At 57.0% G+C, this 20,719-nt stretch carries 15 protein-coding genes and 1 tRNA gene; all 16 read left to right on the forward strand.

The window, feature by feature from the left end; translation table 11 throughout:
• The first annotated feature begins 65 nt into the window (after positions 1-65).
• The 16 genes from THS5294_RS02830 to tuf (THS5294_RS02910) all read left to right on the forward strand — a co-directional run bounded on the left by THS5294_RS02830 (position 66) and on the right by tuf (THS5294_RS02910) (position 20,689).
• On the forward strand, positions 66-653 hold the full coding sequence (locus THS5294_RS02830; protein ID WP_233486389.1) for a hypothetical protein: 588 nt from the start codon (positions 66-68) through the stop codon (positions 651-653).
• A gap of 127 nt (positions 654-780) precedes the next feature.
• Positions 781-1,956, forward strand: a complete 1,176-nt coding sequence (gene tuf, locus THS5294_RS02835) for an elongation factor Tu (RefSeq protein WP_058122555.1) — start codon at positions 781-783, stop codon at positions 1,954-1,956.
• Between the two features lie 496 nt (positions 1,957-2,452).
• Positions 2,453-2,528: transfer RNA gene (locus THS5294_RS02845), tRNA-Trp, on the forward strand.
• 98 nt (positions 2,529-2,626) lie between these two features.
• Positions 2,627-2,821 carry a preprotein translocase subunit SecE gene (gene secE / locus THS5294_RS02850; RefSeq protein WP_038008920.1) on the forward strand — a complete coding sequence of 65 codons (195 nt, stop codon included), beginning with the start codon at positions 2,627-2,629 and terminating at the stop codon, positions 2,819-2,821.
• Between the two features lie 201 nt (positions 2,822-3,022).
• Complete coding sequence (gene nusG / locus THS5294_RS02855; RefSeq protein ID WP_038008922.1) at positions 3,023-3,556, forward strand: transcription termination/antitermination protein NusG; 534 nt, start codon at positions 3,023-3,025, stop codon at positions 3,554-3,556.
• Positions 3,557-3,680: 124 nt separating this feature from the next.
• Entirely contained in the window at positions 3,681-4,130 is a 450-nt protein-coding gene (rplK, locus tag THS5294_RS02860) for a 50S ribosomal protein L11 (protein WP_038008923.1), read from the forward strand.
• A 1-nt stretch (position 4,131) separates the two neighbouring features.
• On the forward strand, positions 4,132-4,830 hold the full coding sequence (gene rplA / locus THS5294_RS02865) for a 50S ribosomal protein L1 (RefSeq protein ID WP_038008926.1): 699 nt from the start codon (positions 4,132-4,134) through the stop codon (positions 4,828-4,830).
• A gap of 368 nt (positions 4,831-5,198) precedes the next feature.
• Complete coding sequence (gene rplJ / locus THS5294_RS02870; RefSeq protein ID WP_038008927.1) at positions 5,199-5,711, forward strand: 50S ribosomal protein L10; 513 nt, start codon at positions 5,199-5,201, stop codon at positions 5,709-5,711.
• Positions 5,712-5,783: 72 nt separating this feature from the next.
• Positions 5,784-6,158, forward strand: coding sequence for a 50S ribosomal protein L7/L12 (gene rplL, locus THS5294_RS02875; protein WP_038008929.1), 375 nt, complete (start codon positions 5,784-5,786; stop codon positions 6,156-6,158).
• A 262-nt stretch (positions 6,159-6,420) separates the two neighbouring features.
• Entirely contained in the window at positions 6,421-10,575 is a 4,155-nt protein-coding gene (gene rpoB / locus THS5294_RS02880; RefSeq protein WP_058122557.1) for a DNA-directed RNA polymerase subunit beta, read from the forward strand.
• 70 nt (positions 10,576-10,645) lie between these two features.
• Positions 10,646-14,869, forward strand: a complete 4,224-nt coding sequence (rpoC, locus tag THS5294_RS02885; RefSeq protein WP_038008933.1) for a DNA-directed RNA polymerase subunit beta' — start codon at positions 10,646-10,648, stop codon at positions 14,867-14,869.
• Positions 14,870-15,080: 211 nt separating this feature from the next.
• Positions 15,081-15,950, forward strand: a complete 870-nt coding sequence (locus tag THS5294_RS02890) for a DMT family transporter (RefSeq protein ID WP_306434195.1) — start codon at positions 15,081-15,083, stop codon at positions 15,948-15,950.
• Positions 15,951-16,382: 432 nt separating this feature from the next.
• A complete protein-coding gene (rpsL, locus tag THS5294_RS02895) occupies positions 16,383-16,754 on the forward strand; it encodes a 30S ribosomal protein S12 (RefSeq protein WP_038008934.1) in 372 nt (123 codons plus the stop codon).
• A gap of 12 nt (positions 16,755-16,766) precedes the next feature.
• Complete coding sequence (rpsG, locus tag THS5294_RS02900; RefSeq protein ID WP_038008936.1) at positions 16,767-17,237, forward strand: 30S ribosomal protein S7; 471 nt, start codon at positions 16,767-16,769, stop codon at positions 17,235-17,237.
• A 69-nt stretch (positions 17,238-17,306) separates the two neighbouring features.
• Positions 17,307-19,424: an elongation factor G gene (gene fusA, locus THS5294_RS02905; protein ID WP_058122558.1), complete on the forward strand. Its 2,118-nt coding sequence runs from the start codon at positions 17,307-17,309 to the stop codon at positions 19,422-19,424.
• 89 nt (positions 19,425-19,513) lie between these two features.
• Positions 19,514-20,689, forward strand: coding sequence for an elongation factor Tu (gene tuf, locus THS5294_RS02910; RefSeq protein WP_058122555.1), 1,176 nt, complete (start codon positions 19,514-19,516; stop codon positions 20,687-20,689).
• The last annotated feature ends 30 nt before the right edge of the window (positions 20,690-20,719 follow it).

Raw genomic sequence — 20,719 nt, forward strand, 5'->3', positions numbered from 1 at the left:
CGAACCAAGCAACCGTTGCGCGGGCGGGTATCGTGGGCTACCCCATGGCCTAAATTTTGGAGAGCATGATGGGCGTTTTTCGCAAAACTTTGACGATTTTGGCCGTACTATTTGTTTCGGCCTGCGCCTCAGAAGATCCCTTGATCTATCAGCAGCCCGACATGGGGTCGTTTCAGATGAAGTGGAACATCGTGGTCGCGGACAACGCGCGCCTTGTGCCGCCCTCGCGCTCCGCAACACCGGCCGAATGGCAAGACGTCCTTGGGGCTGAGATCGATCGCCGGTTTTCGGGTTATGCCGGGGGGCGTGATTTTCATATCGCAGTAAACGTGGATGGCTACGCGCTTGCGCCTCCGGGCATTCCGGTGCTTTTGGCACCCAAATCTATTCTCGTGTTGTCGGCGAACGTCTGGGACGATGCCGAAGCTCGCAAACTGCACGCTGAGCCTGAGCGTATCACGGTATTTGAGGGCGCGAACGCGACCACGATCATTGGCTCGGGGTTCACAAAAACCAAAGAAGAGCAGATGCGCGCCTTGTCGCGAAATGCCGCGAGAGCCATCCAAAATTGGATCCTGACCAACCCCGAATGGCTGGCGCTGCCGCCACTTCCTGCGGCTCAGACGTCAGAGGTCGAAGCACAGCTCGAATGACCGCTTGATTTTTCCCCACCAGGGGTCTAAGCCGCGCGCGATGTGGGGCGGGGGCATTGGCCCAGCCACTTCTCGAAACACCTGTCGTGAGGATGTGTCCTCGCGGGCGATTATACGGAGGCCACCCATGGCTAAGGAAAAGTTTGAACGTTCTAAACCGCACGTTAACATTGGCACGATTGGCCACGTTGACCACGGCAAGACGACCCTGACGGCAGCGATCACGAAGTACTTTGGCGACTTCCAAGCGTATGACCAGATTGACGGCGCGCCCGAAGAGAAAGCCCGCGGCATCACGATCTCGACTGCACACGTTGAGTATGAGACCGAAGGCCGTCACTACGCCCACGTTGATTGCCCCGGCCACGCCGACTACGTCAAAAACATGATCACCGGTGCGGCGCAGATGGATGGCGCAATCCTGGTTGTGAACGCAGCCGATGGCCCCATGCCCCAAACACGTGAGCACATCCTGCTCGGCCGCCAGGTGGGTATCCCCTACATGGTCGTGTACATGAACAAAGTCGACCAAGTGGACGACGAAGAGCTGCTCGAGCTGGTTGAAATGGAAATCCGTGAGCTGCTGTCCTCGTATGAGTACCCCGGCGACGACATCCCCGTTGTGCCCGGTTCGGCTCTTGCAGCCCTCGAAGGCCGCGACGAGAACATCGGTGAGTCCTCGATCCGCAAGCTGATGGAAGAGGTTGACGCCTACATCCCAACGCCTGCACGTGCTGTTGACCAGCCGTTCCTGATGCCCATCGAGGACGTGTTCTCGATCTCTGGCCGCGGGACTGTTGTGACGGGCCGTATCGAGCGTGGCGTTCTGAACGTTGGCGACGAGATCGAAATCGTTGGTATTCGCGACACATCGAAAACAACCTGTACCGGTGTTGAAATGTTCCGCAAGCTGCTGGACCGTGGTGAAGCTGGTGACAACGTTGGCGCCCTGCTGCGCGGTGTTGACCGTGAAGGCGTTGAGCGTGGCCAGGTGCTGTGTAAGCCCGCGTCCGTGAAGCCCCACACGAAGTTCGAAGCTGAGGCCTACATTCTGACCAAAGAAGAAGGTGGCCGTCACACGCCATTCTTCGCGAACTACCGTCCCCAGTTCTACTTCCGTACAACGGACGTGACCGGCACGGTTGAGCTGCCCGCAGGCACTGAAATGGTGATGCCCGGCGACAACCTGAAGTTCAACGTTGAGCTGATTGCACCGATCGCCATGGAGCAAGGCCTGCGCTTTGCTATCCGTGAAGGCGGCCGCACAGTCGGCGCCGGCGTGGTGTCGAACATCACTGAGTAAGGCCTGTTTGTTCGCAAACGCCCTATGGCAGAAATAGAAAAGGCCGCCCACACCGGGCGGCCTTTTTCGTGTGCGGGGAGGGGAGTGTAAGAAGGGTCTACTTACTATACCCAGGTTCTGCGCGAGCTTTATTGATGACCACCATTGCGCGCGTGCGCTGTGCAGAGTGCTCAGGCGGGCGTTCATCTATAATCGCCTTGAGTTGGGCAAGGCGAATGGTCCGATAGGTGTCTAGGCCATCAGTAGGGACGCCAAGCAGCCGTAATTCCGGCTCAATCGATTTGACAAGTTGATAGCGACCGGGGTGCGCGCCGGGCGGAGGTGCGGCGCACCCAGCGATCAGGGCGCAGGCGACCGCAACGTAAAGCGGGGTTCTAAAGTGCGTAAACTGTTTCATGGAATTAGATTAACATCTTCGGTTTGCGCAGACTATTCACAACCACGGCAATTGCGCTTGCAAGCCTCTTAAGGGCAAGCTAAGTACGCGTCGATCTGTAGGGGTATAGCTCAGTTGGTAGAGCAGCGGATTCCAAATCCGCAGGCCTCGGGTTCGAATCCTGATGCCCCTGCCAGATCAAATCGCACATGACAAAGGTGTGCGGCTCTGCGATCTTGTATTTCGCAGCCCAGGTCGCTATCTCCGCGACAGATGTCAAAAAGGATAGCCCCGATGGCCACCACCAACCCGATCCAGTTCGTCCAGCAAGTCCGTTCGGAAGTGGGTAAGATCACGTGGCCCGGTCGCCGTGAAGTCACGACAACGACGATCATGGTGTTCATCCTGGCCGTTGTTATGGCGACGTTTTTCTTTTTCGTTGACCTTGGTATTCGGACCATCCTTGAGCTGGTTCTGACGTCCTTCTAAGTCGGCCCTTCTAAACGGACAGGTCTATTTTCCGCCGAGGCCCTTGCATGACAGGGGCAGGGCGGGTAGGTCACGCAAACTCCCGACATCTCAGCGCTTTCGATTCGAGCCGCGCTCAGTATATGGCGGGGCGAAGGGGGCTTTGTTGCCCGCGATGATGGAACTTTTCAGCCCGCTCGCCGGGTTTGGGGTAAAGGCAGAATGGCAAAACGGTGGTACTCCGTGTCGGTGCTCTCGAACTTCGAGAAACGCGTGGCCGAGCAGATCAGAACAGCGGTAGAAGAGAACGAGCTTCAGGACCAAATCGAAGAGGTTCTGGTTCCGACGGAAGAAGTTCTCGAAATTCGCCGTGGCAAGAAGGTCACCACTGAGCGTCGCTTTATGCCCGGTTATGTGTTGGTCCGTATGGAGATGTCCGATGAGGGCTATCACCTGATCAACTCGATCAACCGCGTCACTGGTTTCTTGGGCCCGCAAGGCCGCCCAATGCCGATGCGCGATGCTGAGGTGAACGGCATTCTGAACCGTGTCGAAGAAGGTCAAGAGGCGCCACGCAGCCTGATCAGCTTCGACGTTGGTGAAAACGTCAACGTGACCGATGGGCCGTTCGAAGGCTTCTCTGGTCAGGTCGAAGATGTGGACGACGAGGCGCAGAGCCTCAAGGTATCTGTGTCGATCTTTGGCCGTGCAACGCCCGTTGAATTGAAATTCACTCAGGTCACCAAGACGGCCTGATTGTCTGCCGGGGTCGCCCCGGCATCACTCGTGGGAGGCGAGGCGCGCGCGCGTGCCGGACCAGACCACACAACTGTAAGAAGTCTGTGACGCGTTACAGGCTTGTTGGAAAAGGAGAGGCCTCATGGCCAAGAAACTTGCAGGCAAGATGAAGCTGCAAATTCCCGCCGGGAAAGCGAACCCTTCGCCCCCAGTTGGCCCCGCATTGGGTCAGCGCGGCATCAACATCATGGAATTCTGTAAGGCGTTTAACGCCAAGACACAGGAAATGGAGGCCGGTGCGCCGTGCCCAACCGTGATCACGTATTACCAGGACAAGTCCTTCACGATGGACATCAAGACGCCGCCTGCGTCTTATTACCTGAAAAAAGCGGCTGGCCTGAAGCCCGTCGGCAAGCGTAACCGTCCTCGTGGCGCTGAGAACCCCGGCCGTGAGACTATTGCCTCCGTGACCGTGGCTCAGGTGCGTGAAATCGCCGAAGCCAAAATGAAAGACCTCAACGCGAACTCCGTTGAAGGTGCTATGCAGATTATCCTGGGCTCCGCGAAGTCCATGGGCATCGAGGTAAAGTAAGATGGCAAAACTCGGAAAACGCACCCGCGCCGCCCGCGAAGCAGCAGCCGGCAAGGACAACCTGTCCGTTGAGGACGCCGTCGCACTGGTAAAAGGCAATGCCACCGCCAAGTTCGATGAAACCGTCGAGATCGCAATGTGCCTGGGCGTTGACCCTCGTCACGCGGACCAAATGGTTCGTGGCGTTGTGTCTTTGCCAAATGGCACTGGTAAAACAGTTCGCGTCGCTGTGTTCGCACGTGGCCCCAAGGCTGACGAAGCAACTGCCGCCGGTGCTGACATCGTCGGCGCAGAAGATCTGATGGAGCAGGTTCAGTCCGGCAAAATCGACTTCGATCGTTGCATCGCGACACCTGACATGATGCCCATCGTTGGTCGTCTTGGTAAGGTGCTTGGCCCCCGGAACCTGATGCCCAACCCCAAGGTTGGCACGGTGACGATGGACGTCAAACAAGCCGTTGAAGACGCCAAAGGCGGTCAGGTTCAGTTCAAAGCAGAAAAAGCCGGCGTTGTTCACGCTGGTGTTGGCAAAGCGTCCTTCGACGAAGCCAAACTGGTTGAGAACGTACGTGCCTTCGTTGAGGCCGTTGCAAAAGCCAAGCCTACGGGCGCCAAAGGCTCCTACATGCAGAAAATCGCACTCAGCTCGACAATGGGCCCCGGTGTGACGATCAATGTGGACAATGCTGCGGGCAACTAAGCCCTCACATTGCAGGTATTCAAGGGGGCGTGCCAATGGCGCGCCCTTTTGCTTTTGAGCGTATGCTCGCCGCTGGGGCGATGTTTCTTTGGCCTTGTCCTTTTCTTTCCTGCCTAGACCGACTAAACGACCACCTAAGGACACCCCGTGCGATTCGTATGTGGTGTCTTTGTTCGTCCAAGACGGTGGGTGGTATGCGGCCAAAAGCCAATTCCGTAAGTCCTGCCTGAGACGGGAAGAGACATTCGGTCCATGTGAGAAATCACCCGGACATCCGTTTGCGACGACCCGTTCGGACATCATGTCCCGGCATCTGTTGGGGCAAAGTCTTGAGCCGGAGGGTCTCCCTCCAAACTTGGAGTATAACTGTGGATAGAGCCCAGAAAGAGAAACTGGTCGAGGAACTCGGCCAGATCTTCGAAAGCTCTGGCGTCGTTGTGGTAAGCCACTACGAGGGTATGACAGTTGCCGAAATGCAAGACCTGCGCGCTAAAATGCGTGAAGCGGGTGGGTCTGTGCGCGTTGCCAAGAACAAGCTCGCCAAAATCGCCCTTGATGGAAAGCCTTGCGCAAGCATCGCCAACTATCTGACGGGCATGACCGTACTCGCCTATTCGGAAGACCCTGTGGCAGCTGCCAAAGTGGTTAACGACTACGCTAAGGAAAACTCCAAGCTGGAGATCCTTGGTGGTGCTATGGGTGACTCGGCACTGGACCTTGCCGGTGTGAAAGCCGTCGCAGCAATGCCATCTCGCGAGGAGCTTATTGCTTCCATCGTGGGTTGCATCGGTGCGCCAGCCAGCAACATCGCAGGAGCCATCGGCGCGCCTGCTTCGAACATCGCGAGCATTCTTTCGACCATCGAAGAGAAAGCTGCATAAGGCACTTTTCATATCGTCGTGGGGAATACCTCCAAGACGTTGGAACACATCTAATCAAACGGAAACAGTACAATGGCTGATCTGAAAAAACTTGCAGAAGAGATCGTGGGTCTGACCCTTCTCGAAGCACAAGAACTGAAAACCATCCTCAAAGACGAGTATGGCATCGAGCCCGCAGCTGGCGGCGCAGTGATGATGGCTGGCCCAGCAGACGCCGGTGCAGCTGCTGAAGAGCAAACCGAATTTGACGTTATCCTGAAAGCCGCTGGCGCTCAGAAAATCAACGTCATCAAAGAAGTCCGCGCCATCACTGGCCTGGGCCTCAAAGAAGCTAAAGAGCTCGTTGAAGCTGGTGGCAAAGCCGTCAAAGAAGGCGTCGACGCTGCAGAAGCTGAAGAGATCAAAGGCAAGCTGGAAGCAGCTGGCGCAGAGATCGAAGTTAAGTAATTGGGGAGGGGAGGATTTAAGGCCTTCTCCATCAACCCTAATTAATGCGGCTGGACCCGGGTATTCCGGGTCCAGCCATACCTGTCTTGAAAAGCCCCTTTGGGTCTGAAGGGTTTTTTCAAGAAGAGGTTGCCAGACGGAAGCGAGCCCCTGGGAAGGCACGCAAGAATTGTCTGGCTCTTTTCGTTTCGCAAGCGGCATGACGTGGCGCCCCAACCACGCCGTGCCAGCGAAAACTACGAGTGAAAGGTGAGCACCGCACATGGCTCAAACGCACGCAGGCACCAAACGTATCCGTAAATACTTCGGCAAAATTGACGAAGTTCTGCAGATGCCGAACCTTATCGAGGTTCAAAAATCTTCTTACGATCTTTTTCTGAAGTCCGGTGATTCCACGCAGCCTCTCGACGGCGAAGGTATCATGGGTGTTTTTCAGTCGGTTTTCCCGATCAAGGATTTCAACGAAACCGCGATCCTTGAGTTCGTAAAGTACGAGCTGGAAAAGCCGAAGTACGACGTTGAAGAGTGTCAGCAGCGCGATATGACTTACTCCGCGCCGCTGAAAGTGACGCTGCGTTTGATCGTGTTTGATGTGGACGAGGACACAGGTGCGAAGTCCGTTAAGGACATCAAAGAGCAAGACGTGTTTATGGGCGACATGCCCCTGATGACACCAAACGGGACGTTCGTTGTGAACGGCACCGAGCGTGTGATCGTGTCCCAGATGCACCGCTCGCCCGGCGTGTTCTTTGACCATGACAAAGGCAAGACCCACTCCTCCGGCAAACTGTTGTTCGCCTGCCGCATTATCCCCTACCGCGGCTCGTGGCTGGACTTTGAGTTTGACGCCAAAGATCTTGTGTTTGCGCGCATCGACCGTCGCCGCAAACTGCCCGTGACGACCCTGCTCTATGCCCTCGGCATGGACCAAGAGGCGATCATGGATGCCTACTACGACACAGTTGATTACAGCCTGGTTAAAGGCCAAGGCTGGTCGACCAAGTTCTTCCCAGAGCGTGTGCGCGGCACTCGCCCAACGTACGACCTTGTGGATGCGGCCACAGGTGAAGTCGTTGCGGAAGCTGGCAAAAAGATCACCCCACGCGCAGTTAAGAAGCTGATCGACGAAGGCACAGTCACCGAGCTTTTGGTGCCGTTCGACAACATCCTCGGCAAGTTCGTTGCGCGCGATATCATCGATGAAGACACCGGCGCGATCTACGTCGAAGCTGGTGATGAGCTGACGTGGGAACTCGACAAAGAAGGCGAAGTGTCCGGTGGTACGCTGAAGGAACTGATGGACGCTGGCATCACGGACATTCCCGTCCTTGATATCGACAACGTCAACGTCGGCCCCTACATGCGCAACACCATGGCGGCAGATAAAAACATGGGCCGCGACACCGCGCTCATGGATATCTACCGCGTGATGCGTCCGGGCGAGCCGCCCACCGTTGAATCTGCAAGCAACCTGTTCGACACGTTGTTCTTCGATTCCGAGCGTTATGATCTGTCCGCTGTTGGCCGGGTCAAAATGAACATGCGTCTGGCGTTGGATGCCGAAGACACCATGCGTACGCTGCGTCACGAAGACATCGTATCGTGCATCAAGGCGCTGGTTGAGCTGCGTGACGGCAAGGGCGATATCGACGATATTGACCACCTTGGGAACCGTCGTGTGCGCTCCGTTGGCGAACTGATGGAAAACCAGTACCGCGTCGGCCTGCTCCGCATGGAGCGCGCGATCAAAGAGCGTATGTCGTCTGTCGAAATCGACACGGTGATGCCGCAAGATTTGATCAACGCAAAACCTGCAGCAGCGGCTGTACGTGAATTCTTCGGCTCTTCGCAGCTGTCGCAGTTCATGGACCAAACGAACCCGCTGTCCGAAGTGACGCACAAACGTCGCCTTTCCGCGCTTGGACCTGGCGGTTTGACACGTGAACGTGCTGGCTTTGAAGTCCGCGACGTGCATCCAACACACTACGGCCGGATGTGCCCGATTGAGACACCGGAAGGCCCGAACATTGGTCTGATCAACTCGCTGGCCACGTTCGCCCGCGTGAACAAGTATGGCTTTATCGAAACACCCTACCGGAAGGTGGTTGATGGTCAGGTGACTGACGAAGTCAGCTACATGTCCGCGACCGAGGAAATGCGTCACACAGTGGCGCAGGCGAACGCGCAACTCGATGATGAGATGCGGTTCAAGAATGACCTCGTGTCGACCCGTCAAGCCGGCGACTACATGCTGCAATCGCGTGACAACGTTGACCTGATCGACGTTTCGCCCAAGCAGTTGGTTTCGGTTGCTGCGGCGCTGATCCCGTTCCTCGAAAATGACGATGCTAACCGCGCTCTGATGGGCTCGAACATGCAACGTCAGGCTGTGCCTCTGTTGCAGGCCGATGCTCCGTTTGTGGGCACTGGCATGGAAAGCGTTGTGGCCAAGGATTCTGGCGCGGCCATCATGGCGAAACGCGGTGGTGTGATCGACCAAGTCGACGCCCAGCGTATTGTTGTGCGCGCCACCGAAGACCTTGAATTGGGCGATGCTGGCGTGGATATCTACCGCCTGCGTAAATTCCAGCGGTCCAACCAAAACACCTGCATCAACCAGCGTCCGCTTGTGAAAGTGGGCGACCGTGTGGGCAAGGGCGAAGTTGTCGCCGATGGCCCCTCGACCGATCTTGGTGAACTGGCGCTTGGTAAAAACGTGGTCGTCGCGTTTATGCCTTGGAACGGCTACAACTACGAAGACTCGATCCTGATTTCCGAGCGGATCGCACGTGATGACGTCTTTACTTCGATCCATATCGAAGAATTCGAAGTCGCTGCCCGTGATACGAAGCTCGGACCTGAGGAAATCACCCGCGACATCCCCAACGTCGGTGAGGAAGCGCTGCGCAACCTCGACGAGGCGGGCATCGTTTACATCGGTGCTGATGTTGAACCTGGCGATATCCTGGTGGGTAAAATCACGCCAAAAGGCGAAAGCCCGATGACGCCGGAGGAGAAACTCCTGCGCGCCATCTTTGGTGAGAAAGCCTCCGACGTGCGCGACACCTCTCTGCGCGTGAAGCCCGGCGATTTCGGGACCGTTGTGGAAGTCCGTGTCTTTAACCGCCATGGCGTGGAAAAAGACGAGCGTGCCCTCCAGATCGAGCGTGAAGAAGTCGAGCGGCTTGCACGTGACCGCGACGATGAGATGGGCATTTTGGACCGCAACATCTACGCGCGTCTCAAGAGCATGATCATCGGCAAGGAAGCTGTAAAAGGTCCCAAAGGGATCAAAGCAGGCTCCGAAATCACCGAAGACCTGCTTGGCACATTGAGCCGTGGTCAGTGGTGGCAGCTTGCGCTGGGTGAAGAAGCCGATGCGCAACAGGTTGAGGCCCTCAACGAGCAGTACGAAATCCAGAAGCGGACGCTTGAAGCGCGCTTTGAGGACAAAGTCGAGAAAGTACGCCGTGGCGATGATCTGCCCCCAGGCGTGATGAAGATGGTCAAAGTCTTTATCGCTGTGAAGCGTAAGCTTCAGCCCGGTGATAAAATGGCTGGTCGTCACGGGAACAAAGGTGTGATTTCCAAGGTTGTCCCCATGGAAGACATGCCATTCCTCGGCGACGGTACCCCCGTTGACTTCGTGCTCAACCCGCTCGGCGTGCCATCGCGTATGAACGTGGGTCAGATCCTTGAAACCCACATGGGTTGGGCTGCGCGCGGTCTTGGGATCCAGATCGACGATGCTTTGGGTGAGTACAAACGTTCCGGCGATATGACGCCTGTCCGTGATGCCCTGAAAATCGCCTACGGTGATCAGGTCTATTCCGATGCCTTTGGTGGCATGGATGAGGATCAGGTCCTTGAAGCGGCAGGCAACGTCACACGTGGTGTGCCAATCGCAACACCCGTCTTTGACGGCGCGAAAGAGGCTGATGTGAACGACGCGTTGACACGCGCGGGCTTCGACACTTCGGGTCAGTCGGATCTTTTCGATGGTCGTACCGGTGAGAAATTCTCGCGTCAGGTGACGGTCGGCGTCAAATACCTGCTGAAACTGCACCACCTCGTGGACGACAAAATCCACGCCCGTTCCACGGGGCCGTACTCGCTTGTTACGCAGCAGCCGCTGGGTGGTAAGGCACAGTTCGGTGGTCAGCGCTTCGGTGAGATGGAGGTCTGGGCTCTGGAAGCTTACGGCGCCGCCTACACCTTGCAGGAAATGCTGACGGTGAAGTCGGATGACGTCGCGGGTCGGACCAAGGTCTATGAAAGCATCGTGAAGGGTGAGGACAACTTTGAGGCCGGCGTGCCAGAGAGCTTTAACGTTCTCGTCAAAGAAGTCCGCGGCCTTGGCTTGAACATGGAACTCCTGGATGCGGAGGAAGACGAGGGCGGGATCGCGGCGGAATAAGCCGCGCATTGGGCGGGACTTGCTCCCGCCACCCCCCTCTTTTTCCTTCCACCCCCATTGAGGTATCAAAATGAACCAGGAACTTACAAACAACCCATTCAACCCCGTCGCGCCCACTAAAGTGTTCGACGAAATCAAGGTGTCGCTCGCATCGCCCGAGCGCATCTTGTCGTGGTCCTATGGTGAGATCAAAAAGCCAGAAACCATCAACTACCGGACGTTTAAGCCCGAGCGTGATGGCCTGTTCTGTGCGCGTATCTTTGGCCCGATCAAAGACTACGAATGTCTGTGCGGCAAATATAAGCGCATGAAGTATCGCGGTGTTGTCTGCGAGAAATGTGGCGTTGAAGTTACGCTGCAAAAGGTCCGCCGTGAGCGGATGGGTCACATCGAACTGGCATCGCCCGTTGCACACATTTGGTTCCTCAAGTCGCTGCCATCGCGCATCGGCCTGATGTTGGACATGACCCTGCGCGATCTTGAGCGTATTCTCTACTTTGAGAACTACGTCGTGATTGAGCCCGGGCTCACAGACCTTACCTATGGTCAGTTGATGTCCGAAGAAGAGTTCATGGATGCGCAAGACGCCTTTGGCGCCGACGCGTTCCAAGCAAACATCGGTGCCGAAGCGATCCGCGAAATGCTGGCCGCGATCGATCTTGAGCAAGAAGCCGCGACCCTGCGTGAGGACCTCAAAGAGGCCACAGGTGAGCTGAAGCCTAAGAAGATCATCAAGCGTCTGAAAATCGTCGAAAGCTTCCTTGAATCGGGCAACCGTCCCGAGTGGATGGTTCTGACCGTGATCCCCGTGATCCCACCGGAACTGCGCCCACTGGTGCCGCTTGACGGTGGTCGTTTTGCGACTTCGGATCTGAACGATCTGTACCGCCGCGTGATCAACCGGAACAACCGTCTCAAGCGCCTGATTGAGCTGCGCGCGCCCGATATCATCGTGCGGAACGAAAAGCGGATGCTGCAAGAATCCGTGGATGCGCTGTTCGACAACGGCCGTCGTGGTCGCGTCATCACGGGTGCCAACAAGCGTCCGTTGAAATCGCTGTCCGACATGCTGAAGGGTAAGCAAGGTCGCTTCCGTCAGAACCTTTTGGGCAAGCGCGTCGACTTCTCGGGTCGTTCGGTCATTGTGACGGGTCCTGAGCTGAAGCTGCACCAATGTGGTCTGCCCAAGAAGATGGCGTTGGAGCTGTTCAAGCCATTCATCTATTCACGTCTGGAGGCCAAAGGCCTGTCCAGCACCGTGAAACAGGCCAAGAAACTGGTCGAAAAAGAGCGTCCCGAGGTGTGGGATATCCTCGATGAGGTGATCCGCGAACACCCCGTTCTGCTGAACCGTGCGCCGACGCTTCACCGTTTGGGCATCCAAGCGTTTGAACCCGTTCTGATTGAAGGTAAGGCCATCCAGCTGCACCCGCTCGTGTGTTCCGCGTTTAACGCCGACTTCGACGGTGACCAAATGGCTGTTCACGTGCCGCTCTCGCTGGAAGCCCAGCTTGAAGCACGCGTGCTGATGATGTCCACGAACAACGTTCTGTCGCCCGCAAACGGCGCGCCGATCATTGTTCCTTCGCAGGATATGATTCTCGGCCTCTACTACATCACGATGGAGCGCGAAGGCATGAAGGGCGAAGGCATGGTCTTCTCCTCCGTGGACGAAGTGCAGCACGCTCTGGATGCTGGCGAAGTGCACCTGCACGCCAAAATTCAAGCGCGTATTCCGCAGATCGATGACGATGGCCAAGAGGTCATGAAGCGCTTTGAGACCACACCTGGTCGGATGCGTCTGGGTGCGTTGCTGCCCCTGAACGCCAAGGCACCGTTTGAGTTGGTAAACCAGCTTTTGCGGAAGAAAGACGTGCAGCGGGTCATCGACACCGTTTATCGTTATTCGGGTCAGAAAGAGTCTGTTATCTTCTGTGACCAGATCATGGGAATGGGTTTCCGCGAAGCCTTCAAGGCGGGCATTTCGTTCGGCAAGGACGACATGGTGATTCCCGACACCAAGTGGCCAATCGTGGACGAAACCCGCGATCAGGTTAAAGACTTTGAACAACAGTACATGGACGGCCTGATCACTCAGGGTGAAAAGTACAACAAAGTTGTAGATGCTTGGTCGAAGTGTAACGACAAAGTCACCGAAGCCATGATGACCACCATTTCGGAATCCGGTCGCGACGCGAACGGTGCCGAGAACGAGCCGAACTCGGTTTACATGATGGCCCACTCCGGTGCGCGTGGCTCGGTCACACAGATGAAACAGCTGGGCGGGATGCGCGGTCTGATGGCAAAGCCGAACGGCGACATCATCGAGACCCCGATTATTTCGAACTTTAAAGAAGGTCTGACCGTGTTGGAGTACTTCAACTCCACCCACGGTGCGCGTAAGGGTCTGTCGGATACGGCGCTTAAAACAGCGAACTCCGGTTACCTGACACGCCGTCTGGTCGACGTGGCGCAGGATTGCATCGTGCGTTTGCCCGACTGTGGTACTGAAAAGGCGATCACTGCTTCTGCGGCTGTTAACGACGGTGAAGTCGTGGCCTCGATCGGTGAGCGTGTTCTTGGCCGGACATCGGCGGATGACGTGTTTGTGCCCGGCACAGATGAGATCATCGTGTCTGCAGGTGAGCTGATCGACGAGCGTAAAGCCGACGCCATTGAGGCGGCCGGTGTTGCCTCGATGCGGATGCGGTCGCCTCTGACCTGTGAAGCTGAAGAAGGCGTTTGCGCCGCGTGTTACGGTCGTGACCTTGCACGGGGTACGCAGGTGAACCTTGGTGAAGCTGTCGGCATCATCGCCGCACAGTCCATCGGTGAGCCCGGTACACAGCTAACGATGCGGACGTTCCACATCGGCGGCGTTGCCCAAGGTGGTCAGCAGTCCTTCCAGGAAGCCAGCCATGATGGTGTTGCCGAATTCCGCAACGCCCTCGTTCTGGAAAACTCGGCAGGCGAAATCGTCGTGATGGGTCGTAACATGACCCTCGCCATCATGGACGAACAGGGTGAAGAGCGCGCCAGCCACAAGCTGGGCTACGGCACCAAGCTGCACGTCAAAGAGGGCGCGAAAATCGCCCGCGGCGACAAGCTGTTCGAATGGGATCCCTACACTCTGCCGATCATCGCGGAGAAAGCCGGGACCATGAAGTTCGTCGATCTTTACGCGGGCATTTCTGTCCGGGATGAGACCGATGACGCGACAGGCATGACCCAGAAGATCGTGACCGACTGGCGCTCCGCCCCCAAAGGCAACGAGCTGAAGCCTGAGGTTATCGTTGTGGGCGAAGACGGTGAGCCAATGCGCAACGACGCAGGCAACCCTGTTAGCTACGCAATGTCCGTGGATGCGATTTTGTCGGTCGAAGATGGCCAGAAAATCGACGCCGGTGACGTTGTGGCGCGTATCCCGCGTGAAGGCGCCAAAACCAAGGACATTACGGGTGGTCTGCCACGCGTTGCGGAATTGTTCGAAGCCCGTCGCCCCAAGGACCACGCCATCATCGCAGAAGCCGATGGTTACGTGAAATACGGCCGCGACTACAAAAACAAGCGTCGCATCGCGATTGTGCCTGCCGATGAGAACATGGACACCATCGAATACATGGTGCCCAAAGGTAAGCACATCCCGGTTGCAGAGGGCGATTTCATCCAGAAGGGTGATTACATCATGGACGGCAACCCAGCCCCCCATGACATCCTCCGCATCCTCGGGATTGAGGCGCTGGCTGAGTATCTGATCGACGAAGTGCAGGACGTGTATCGTCTGCAAGGCGTGAAGATCAACGACAAGCACATCGAAGTGATCGTGCGTCAAATGCTGCAGAAGTGGGAAATCCTCGAAAGCGGTGACACCACGCTTCTCAAGGGCGAGCACGTCGACAAGGCCGAGTTCCTTGAAGCCAACGCGAAGTCCGAAGCCCGTGGCGGTCGTCCCGCTAAGGGTGAGCCGATCCTTCTCGGGATCACTAAGGCATCGCTGCAAACGCGTTCGTTCATCTCTGCCGCCTCCTTCCAGGAGACTACGCGGGTCCTCACCGAGGCCTCCGTGCAGGGTAAGAAAGACAAGCTCGTCGGTCTTAAGGAAAACGTCATCGTGGGCCGTCTGATCCCAGCTGGTACCGGTGGCGCGACCCAAGAGATGCGCCGCATTGCTCAAAAGCGTGACAGCGTAGTCATCGAAGAGGCCCGCGCAGAGGCAGAAGCTGCCGCTGCCTTGGCTGCACCAGTCGCTTCAGAAGCGGATGCTGTGTTCGGCGATATGCCCTCGGCCGATTAATTGGTCCGACATGATTAGAGAAAGGCCTCCACGTTTCGTGGGGGCCTTTTTTGTTACGCGCCGCAGGTTCTTTCCCCCATTGCAAGCGTAGGTTACAGCTAGGTTAATGCACCTAAGGGGGGCCCTGCATGTTGATCTGTACGTCGCCAGTGGCCCGCGCCAGTGGATGGGGCATAAGCCTGCACGCCGATGCGCTCGGAGCTATCTGCCAATGATGACTGATAACTTGCGGGGGGCTGCATTGATGGCGGCTTCCATGGCTGCCTTCACGTTCAATGATGCGCTGATTAAGCTGGTGGCCGAGACGATCCCCCTGTTTCAGATGGTGTTCCTGCGCGGCGTGTCTGCTACGGTTCTGGTCGCTTTGTTGGCGTGGCGCATGGGAGCTTTTGCCCGGCCCATTTCGCGCGCGGATCGCGGTCTTGTGGCCCTACGCATCCTGGCTGAAGTCTGCATATTCATCCCCTTCATCATAGCACTGACCCATATGCCGCTGGCGAACGTGACAGCCATCCTGCAGGCCGTTCCGCTGACCATCACACTGGCTGGCGCGTTATTTCTGGGAGAGGCGGTCGGGTGGCGCCGCTGGGTCGCGATCCTTGTGGGGTTTGCGGGTGTTCTGTTGATCGTACGGCCAGGAGGCGACGGTTTTAACATTTACGCGCTGCTTGCATTGGCCGCCGTTGCAGGCATCACGTTACGCGATGTCGTGACGCGCAAGTTGTCCGCTGACGTGCCCTCTTTGCAGATTGCGGTATGGACTGCTTTGGCGATCTGCTGTCTCGGGTTTGTTGGGTCGCTGTTCCGCCCTTGGGCTCCGGTCAGCGCATTTGAGGGGCTGCAGATCGTTGGCGCATCGGTGTTCATCCTCGGCGGTTATCTCTTTTCCATAATGGTGATGCGTGTGGGTGAGATCGGTTTCATCGCGCCGTTCCGCTATACTGCCTTGGTCTGGGGACTGCTTCTTGGCTGGGTGGTGTTCGGTGAATGGCCCGATGGCCTGACGTTGCTTGGCAGCGGGATCATCGTTGCCACGGGCATTTATACTCTGTGGCGGGAACGCGTGCACCCCGCTGGCTAGAGCCTCCAATCAGGGCCAGTTAGAATCGACCGTGACTGCCTATTGGGCTTGCGCCAACTGCCCTCAGGCATATGGAGATATAGCCGATGCGCACCGGCCCCTTGCGCGGACGTTGCGCCCTGATATTGCGGTAAATTCGGCGCTAGGGCAGGGGGGTGCATGCCGCCTTTGGCATAGGCGGGAGGCGGCTGTTGACACCTTGCGTGAATCCCCCTAAACCACGCGCACTTGGCCAGGGGTCCGACCTATCGTTCCTCATGTGCTCTTGCCAGATATGTGTGGTCACGGTCCGTGTTAATGTTACGCGCACCCTCTGTAACGCAACCGCGGTGCTTAGATCGGATGTCAAGCACAGGCGGCTTTTGGCTTTTGGCACATCACCCTTGTGGGGCCATATGAGAATTTGACCTGGTGCAACACGGGGACCCCGGAATGCCAACAATCCAACAGCTGATCCGCAAGCCGCGGCAGCCAAAGCGTAAAACCTCGAAGTCGCAGCACCTCGAGCAATGCCCTCAGAAACGCGGCGTCTGCACGCGCGTCTACACCACCACTCCCAAAAAGCCGAACTCGGCTATGCGGAAAGTGGCCAAGGTGCGCCTGACGAATGGTTTCGAGGTCATCTCCTACATCCCTGGTGAAAGCCACAACCTTCAGGAGCACTCTGTGGTTCTGATCCGTGGCGGTCGTGTAAAAGACCTTCCCGGTGTGCGCTATCACATCCTGCGTGGTGTGCTCGATACGCAAGGCGTCAAAGACCGCCGTCAGCGTCGTTCGAAATACGGCGCCAAGCGTCCTAAATAAGAGGGTCTATAGATGTCTCGTCGTCACGCCGCTGAAAAGCGCCCCGTTCTGCCCGACGCCAAGTATGGTGATACAGTTCTGACTAAGTTCATGAACAACCTCATGCTGGACGGTAAAAAATCCACTGCCGAGCGCATTGTTTACAGTGCATTCGACCGTGTCGAAGCCAAACTCAAGCGCGCCCCCGTTGAGGTTTTCCACGAAGCCCTCGACAACGTGAAGCCTGCTGTTGAGGTTCGCTCGCGTCGTGTGGGTGGTGCCACCTACCAGGTGCCCGTCGAAGTGCGCCCCGAGCGCCGCGAAGCTCTCGCCATCCGCTGGCTCATCACCGCATCGCGCGGCCGCAATGAGAACACGATGGAAGAGCGTCTTGCTGGTGAGCTGATTGATGCTGTCCAGTCGCGCGGTTCCGCCGTGAAAAAGCGCGAAGATACGCACAAAATGGCCGACGCCAACAAAGCGTTCAGCCACTACCGCTGGTAATCGAATATTGGGAGGCCCATCTCAGGGCCTCCTTCTTCCTTTTTCTTCTCCCTCTTGAGGACCGAGCCAATGGCACGCGACTATCCCCTCGAATTCTATCGTAACTTTGGGATCATGGCCCACATCGACGCAGGTAAAACCACCTGTTCGGAGCGGATCCTGTATTACACCGGCAAATCCCACAACATCGGTGAGGTGCACGACGGTGCAGCGACCATGGACTGGATGGAGCAGGAACAAGAGCGTGGTATTACGATCACCTCTGCTGCGACCACCACCTTCTGGGAACGCACTGAAAACGGCACCGAAGCCGACAGCCCCAAGCACCGCTTGAACATCATCGACACTCCCGGCCACGTTGACTTCACCATTGAAGTTGAGCGTTCGCTGGCTGTTCTTGATGGCGCGGTTTGCGTGCTGGATGCGAACGCTGGTGTTGAGCCCCAGACCGAAACCGTGTGGCGTCAGGCTGACCGCTACAAGGTTCCACGGATGGTGTTCGTGAACAAAATGGACAAAATCGGCGCAGACTTCTTTAACTGCGTGCGCATGATCGAAGACCGTACAGGCGCAAACGCTGTGCCCGTCGGTATTCCAATCGGCGCAGAAACCGAGCTTGAAGGTCTGATCGACCTCGTCACCATGGAAGAGTGGCTCTGGCAGGGCGAAGATCTGGGTGCGTCCTGGATCAAAGTGCCTGTGCGTGACAGCCTCAAGGACATGGCTGACGAATGGCGCGGTAAAATGATCGAGGCTGCCGTCGAAATGGACGACGAAGCCATGATGGAATACCTCGAAGGCAATGAGCCCGACGTACCAACACTGCGCGCTCTGCTGCGCAAGGGTACACTGGCGATGGCATTCGTGCCCGTGCTTGGTGGATCCGCGTTCAAAAACAAAGGCGTGCAGCCTCTGCTCAACGCTGTGATCGACTATCTGCCCAGCCCTCTGGACGTTGTCGACTACATGGGCTTCAAACCCGGCGATGAGACTGAAACCCGTGACATCCCGCGTCGTGCGGACGATGAAATGGCGTTCTCTGGCCTTGCGTTCAAAATCATGAACGACCCCTTCGTTGGTTCGCTGACGTTTACACGGATTTACTCCGGTACGCTCTCCAAAGGCGACAACATGCTCAACTCCACTAAGGGGAAGAAAGAGCGCGTTGGCCGGATGATGATGATGCACTCCAACAACCGCGAAGAGATCGATGAGGCCTTTGCTGGCGACATCATCGCGCTTGGTGGTCTGAAAGACACCACGACTGGTGACACGCTTTGCTCTGCAAGCGATCCAGTTGTTCTGGAAACGATGACCTTCCCTGACCCGGTGATCGAGATCGCCGTGGAGCCCAAAACCAAGGGTGACCAAGAGAAAATGGGCATCGCGCTGCAGCGTCTTTCGGCGGAAGATCCATCCTTCCGCGTCGAAACCGACCTCGAGTCCGGTCAGACGATCATGAAGGGCATGGGCGAATTGCACCTCGACATTCTCGTCGACCGCATGAAGCGTGAGTTCAAAGTCGAAGCGAACATCGGTGCGCCGCAGGTTGCCTACCGTGAGACCATCGGTCACGAGGTTGAGCACACCTATACCCACAAGAAACAATCTGGTGGGTCCGGTCAGTTCGGTGAGGTGAAACTGATCATCACACCCACAGAGCCCGGTGAAGGCTACTCCTTCGAGAGCAAAATCGTCGGCGGTTCCGTACCCAAGGAATACATTCCCGGTGTGGAAAAAGGGATCAAATCGGTCATGGACTCCGGTCCTCTGGCTGGCTTCCCCGTGATCGACTTCAAAGTGTCGCTCATCGACGGTAAGTTCCACGATGTTGACTCCAGTGTTCTGGCGTTTGAGATCGCAGCTCGTATGTGTATGCGTGAAGGCATGCGCAAAGCTGGCGCGAAACTGCTCGAGCCCATCATGAAAGTCGAAGTGATCACGCCTGAAGAGTACACTGGCGGTATCATCGGCGATCTGACCTCCCGTCGTGGGCAGGTTCAGGGCCAAGACAACCGCGGCAACGCGATTGCCATCGAGTCCATGGTGCCACTGGCGAACATGTTCGGCTACATCAACACCCTGCGTTCCATGTCCTCCGGACGCGCGCAGTTCTCGATGCAGTTCGATCACTACGAAGCTGTGCCAAACAACATCTCTGAAGAAATTCAGAAAAAATACGCCTAAGCGGTGCGGCGGGACGCAAGTCCCGCCCTACCACGTCCCAGTAGGGCGGATTTTGTCCGCCGCATCACAAGAAAACAGAGGAGCCACCCATGGCTAAGGAAAAGTTTGAACGTTCTAAACCGCACGTTAACATTGGCACGATTGGCCACGTTGACCACGGCAAGACGACCCTGACGGCAGCGATCACGAAGTACTTTGGCGACTTCCAAGCGTATGACCAGATTGACGGCGCGCCCGAAGAGAAAGCCCGCGGCATCACGATCTCGACTGCACACGTTGAGTATGAGACCGAAGGCCGTCACTACGCCCACGTTGATTGCCCCGGCCACGCCGACTACGTCAAAAACATGATCACCGGTGCGGCGCAGATGGATGGCGCAATCCTGGTTGTGAACGCAGCCGATGGCCCCATGCCCCAAACACGTGAGCACATCCTGCTCGGCCGCCAGGTGGGTATCCCCTACATGGTCGTGTACATGAACAAAGTCGACCAAGTGGACGACGAAGAGCTGCTCGAGCTGGTTGAAATGGAAATCCGTGAGCTGCTGTCCTCGTATGAGTACCCCGGCGACGACATCCCCGTTGTGCCCGGTTCGGCTCTTGCAGCCCTCGAAGGCCGCGACGAGAACATCGGTGAGTCCTCGATCCGCAAGCTGATGGAAGAGGTTGACGCCTACATCCCAACGCCTGCACGTGCTGTTGACCAGCCGTTCCTGATGCCCATCGAGGACGTGTTCTCGATCTCTGGCCGCGGGACTGTTGTGACGGGCCGTATCGAGCGTGGCGTTCTGAACGTTGGCGACGAGATCGAAATCGTTGGTATTCGCGACACATCGAAAACAACCTGTACCGGTGTTGAAATGTTCCGCAAGCTGCTGGACCGTGGTGAAGCTGGTGACAACGTTGGCGCCCTGCTGCGCGGTGTTGACCGTGAAGGCGTTGAGCGTGGCCAGGTGCTGTGTAAGCCCGCGTCCGTGAAGCCCCACACGAAGTTCGAAGCTGAGGCCTACATTCTGACCAAAGAAGAAGGTGGCCGTCACACGCCATTCTTCGCGAACTACCGTCCCCAGTTCTACTTCCGTACAACGGACGTGACCGGCACGGTTGAGCTGCCCGCAGGCACTGAAATGGTGATGCCCGGCGACAACCTGAAGTTCAACGTTGAGCTGATTGCACCGATCGCCATGGAGCAAGGCCTGCGCTTTGCTATCCGTGAAGGTGGCCGCACAGTCGGCGCCGGCGTGGTGTCGAACATCACTGAGTAAGGCCTGTTTGTTCGCAAACGCCCTACGGCA

The sequence above is a fragment of the Thalassobacter stenotrophicus genome (assembly GCF_001458315.1).
GTDB lineage: Bacteria > Pseudomonadota > Alphaproteobacteria > Rhodobacterales > Rhodobacteraceae > Thalassobacter > Thalassobacter stenotrophicus.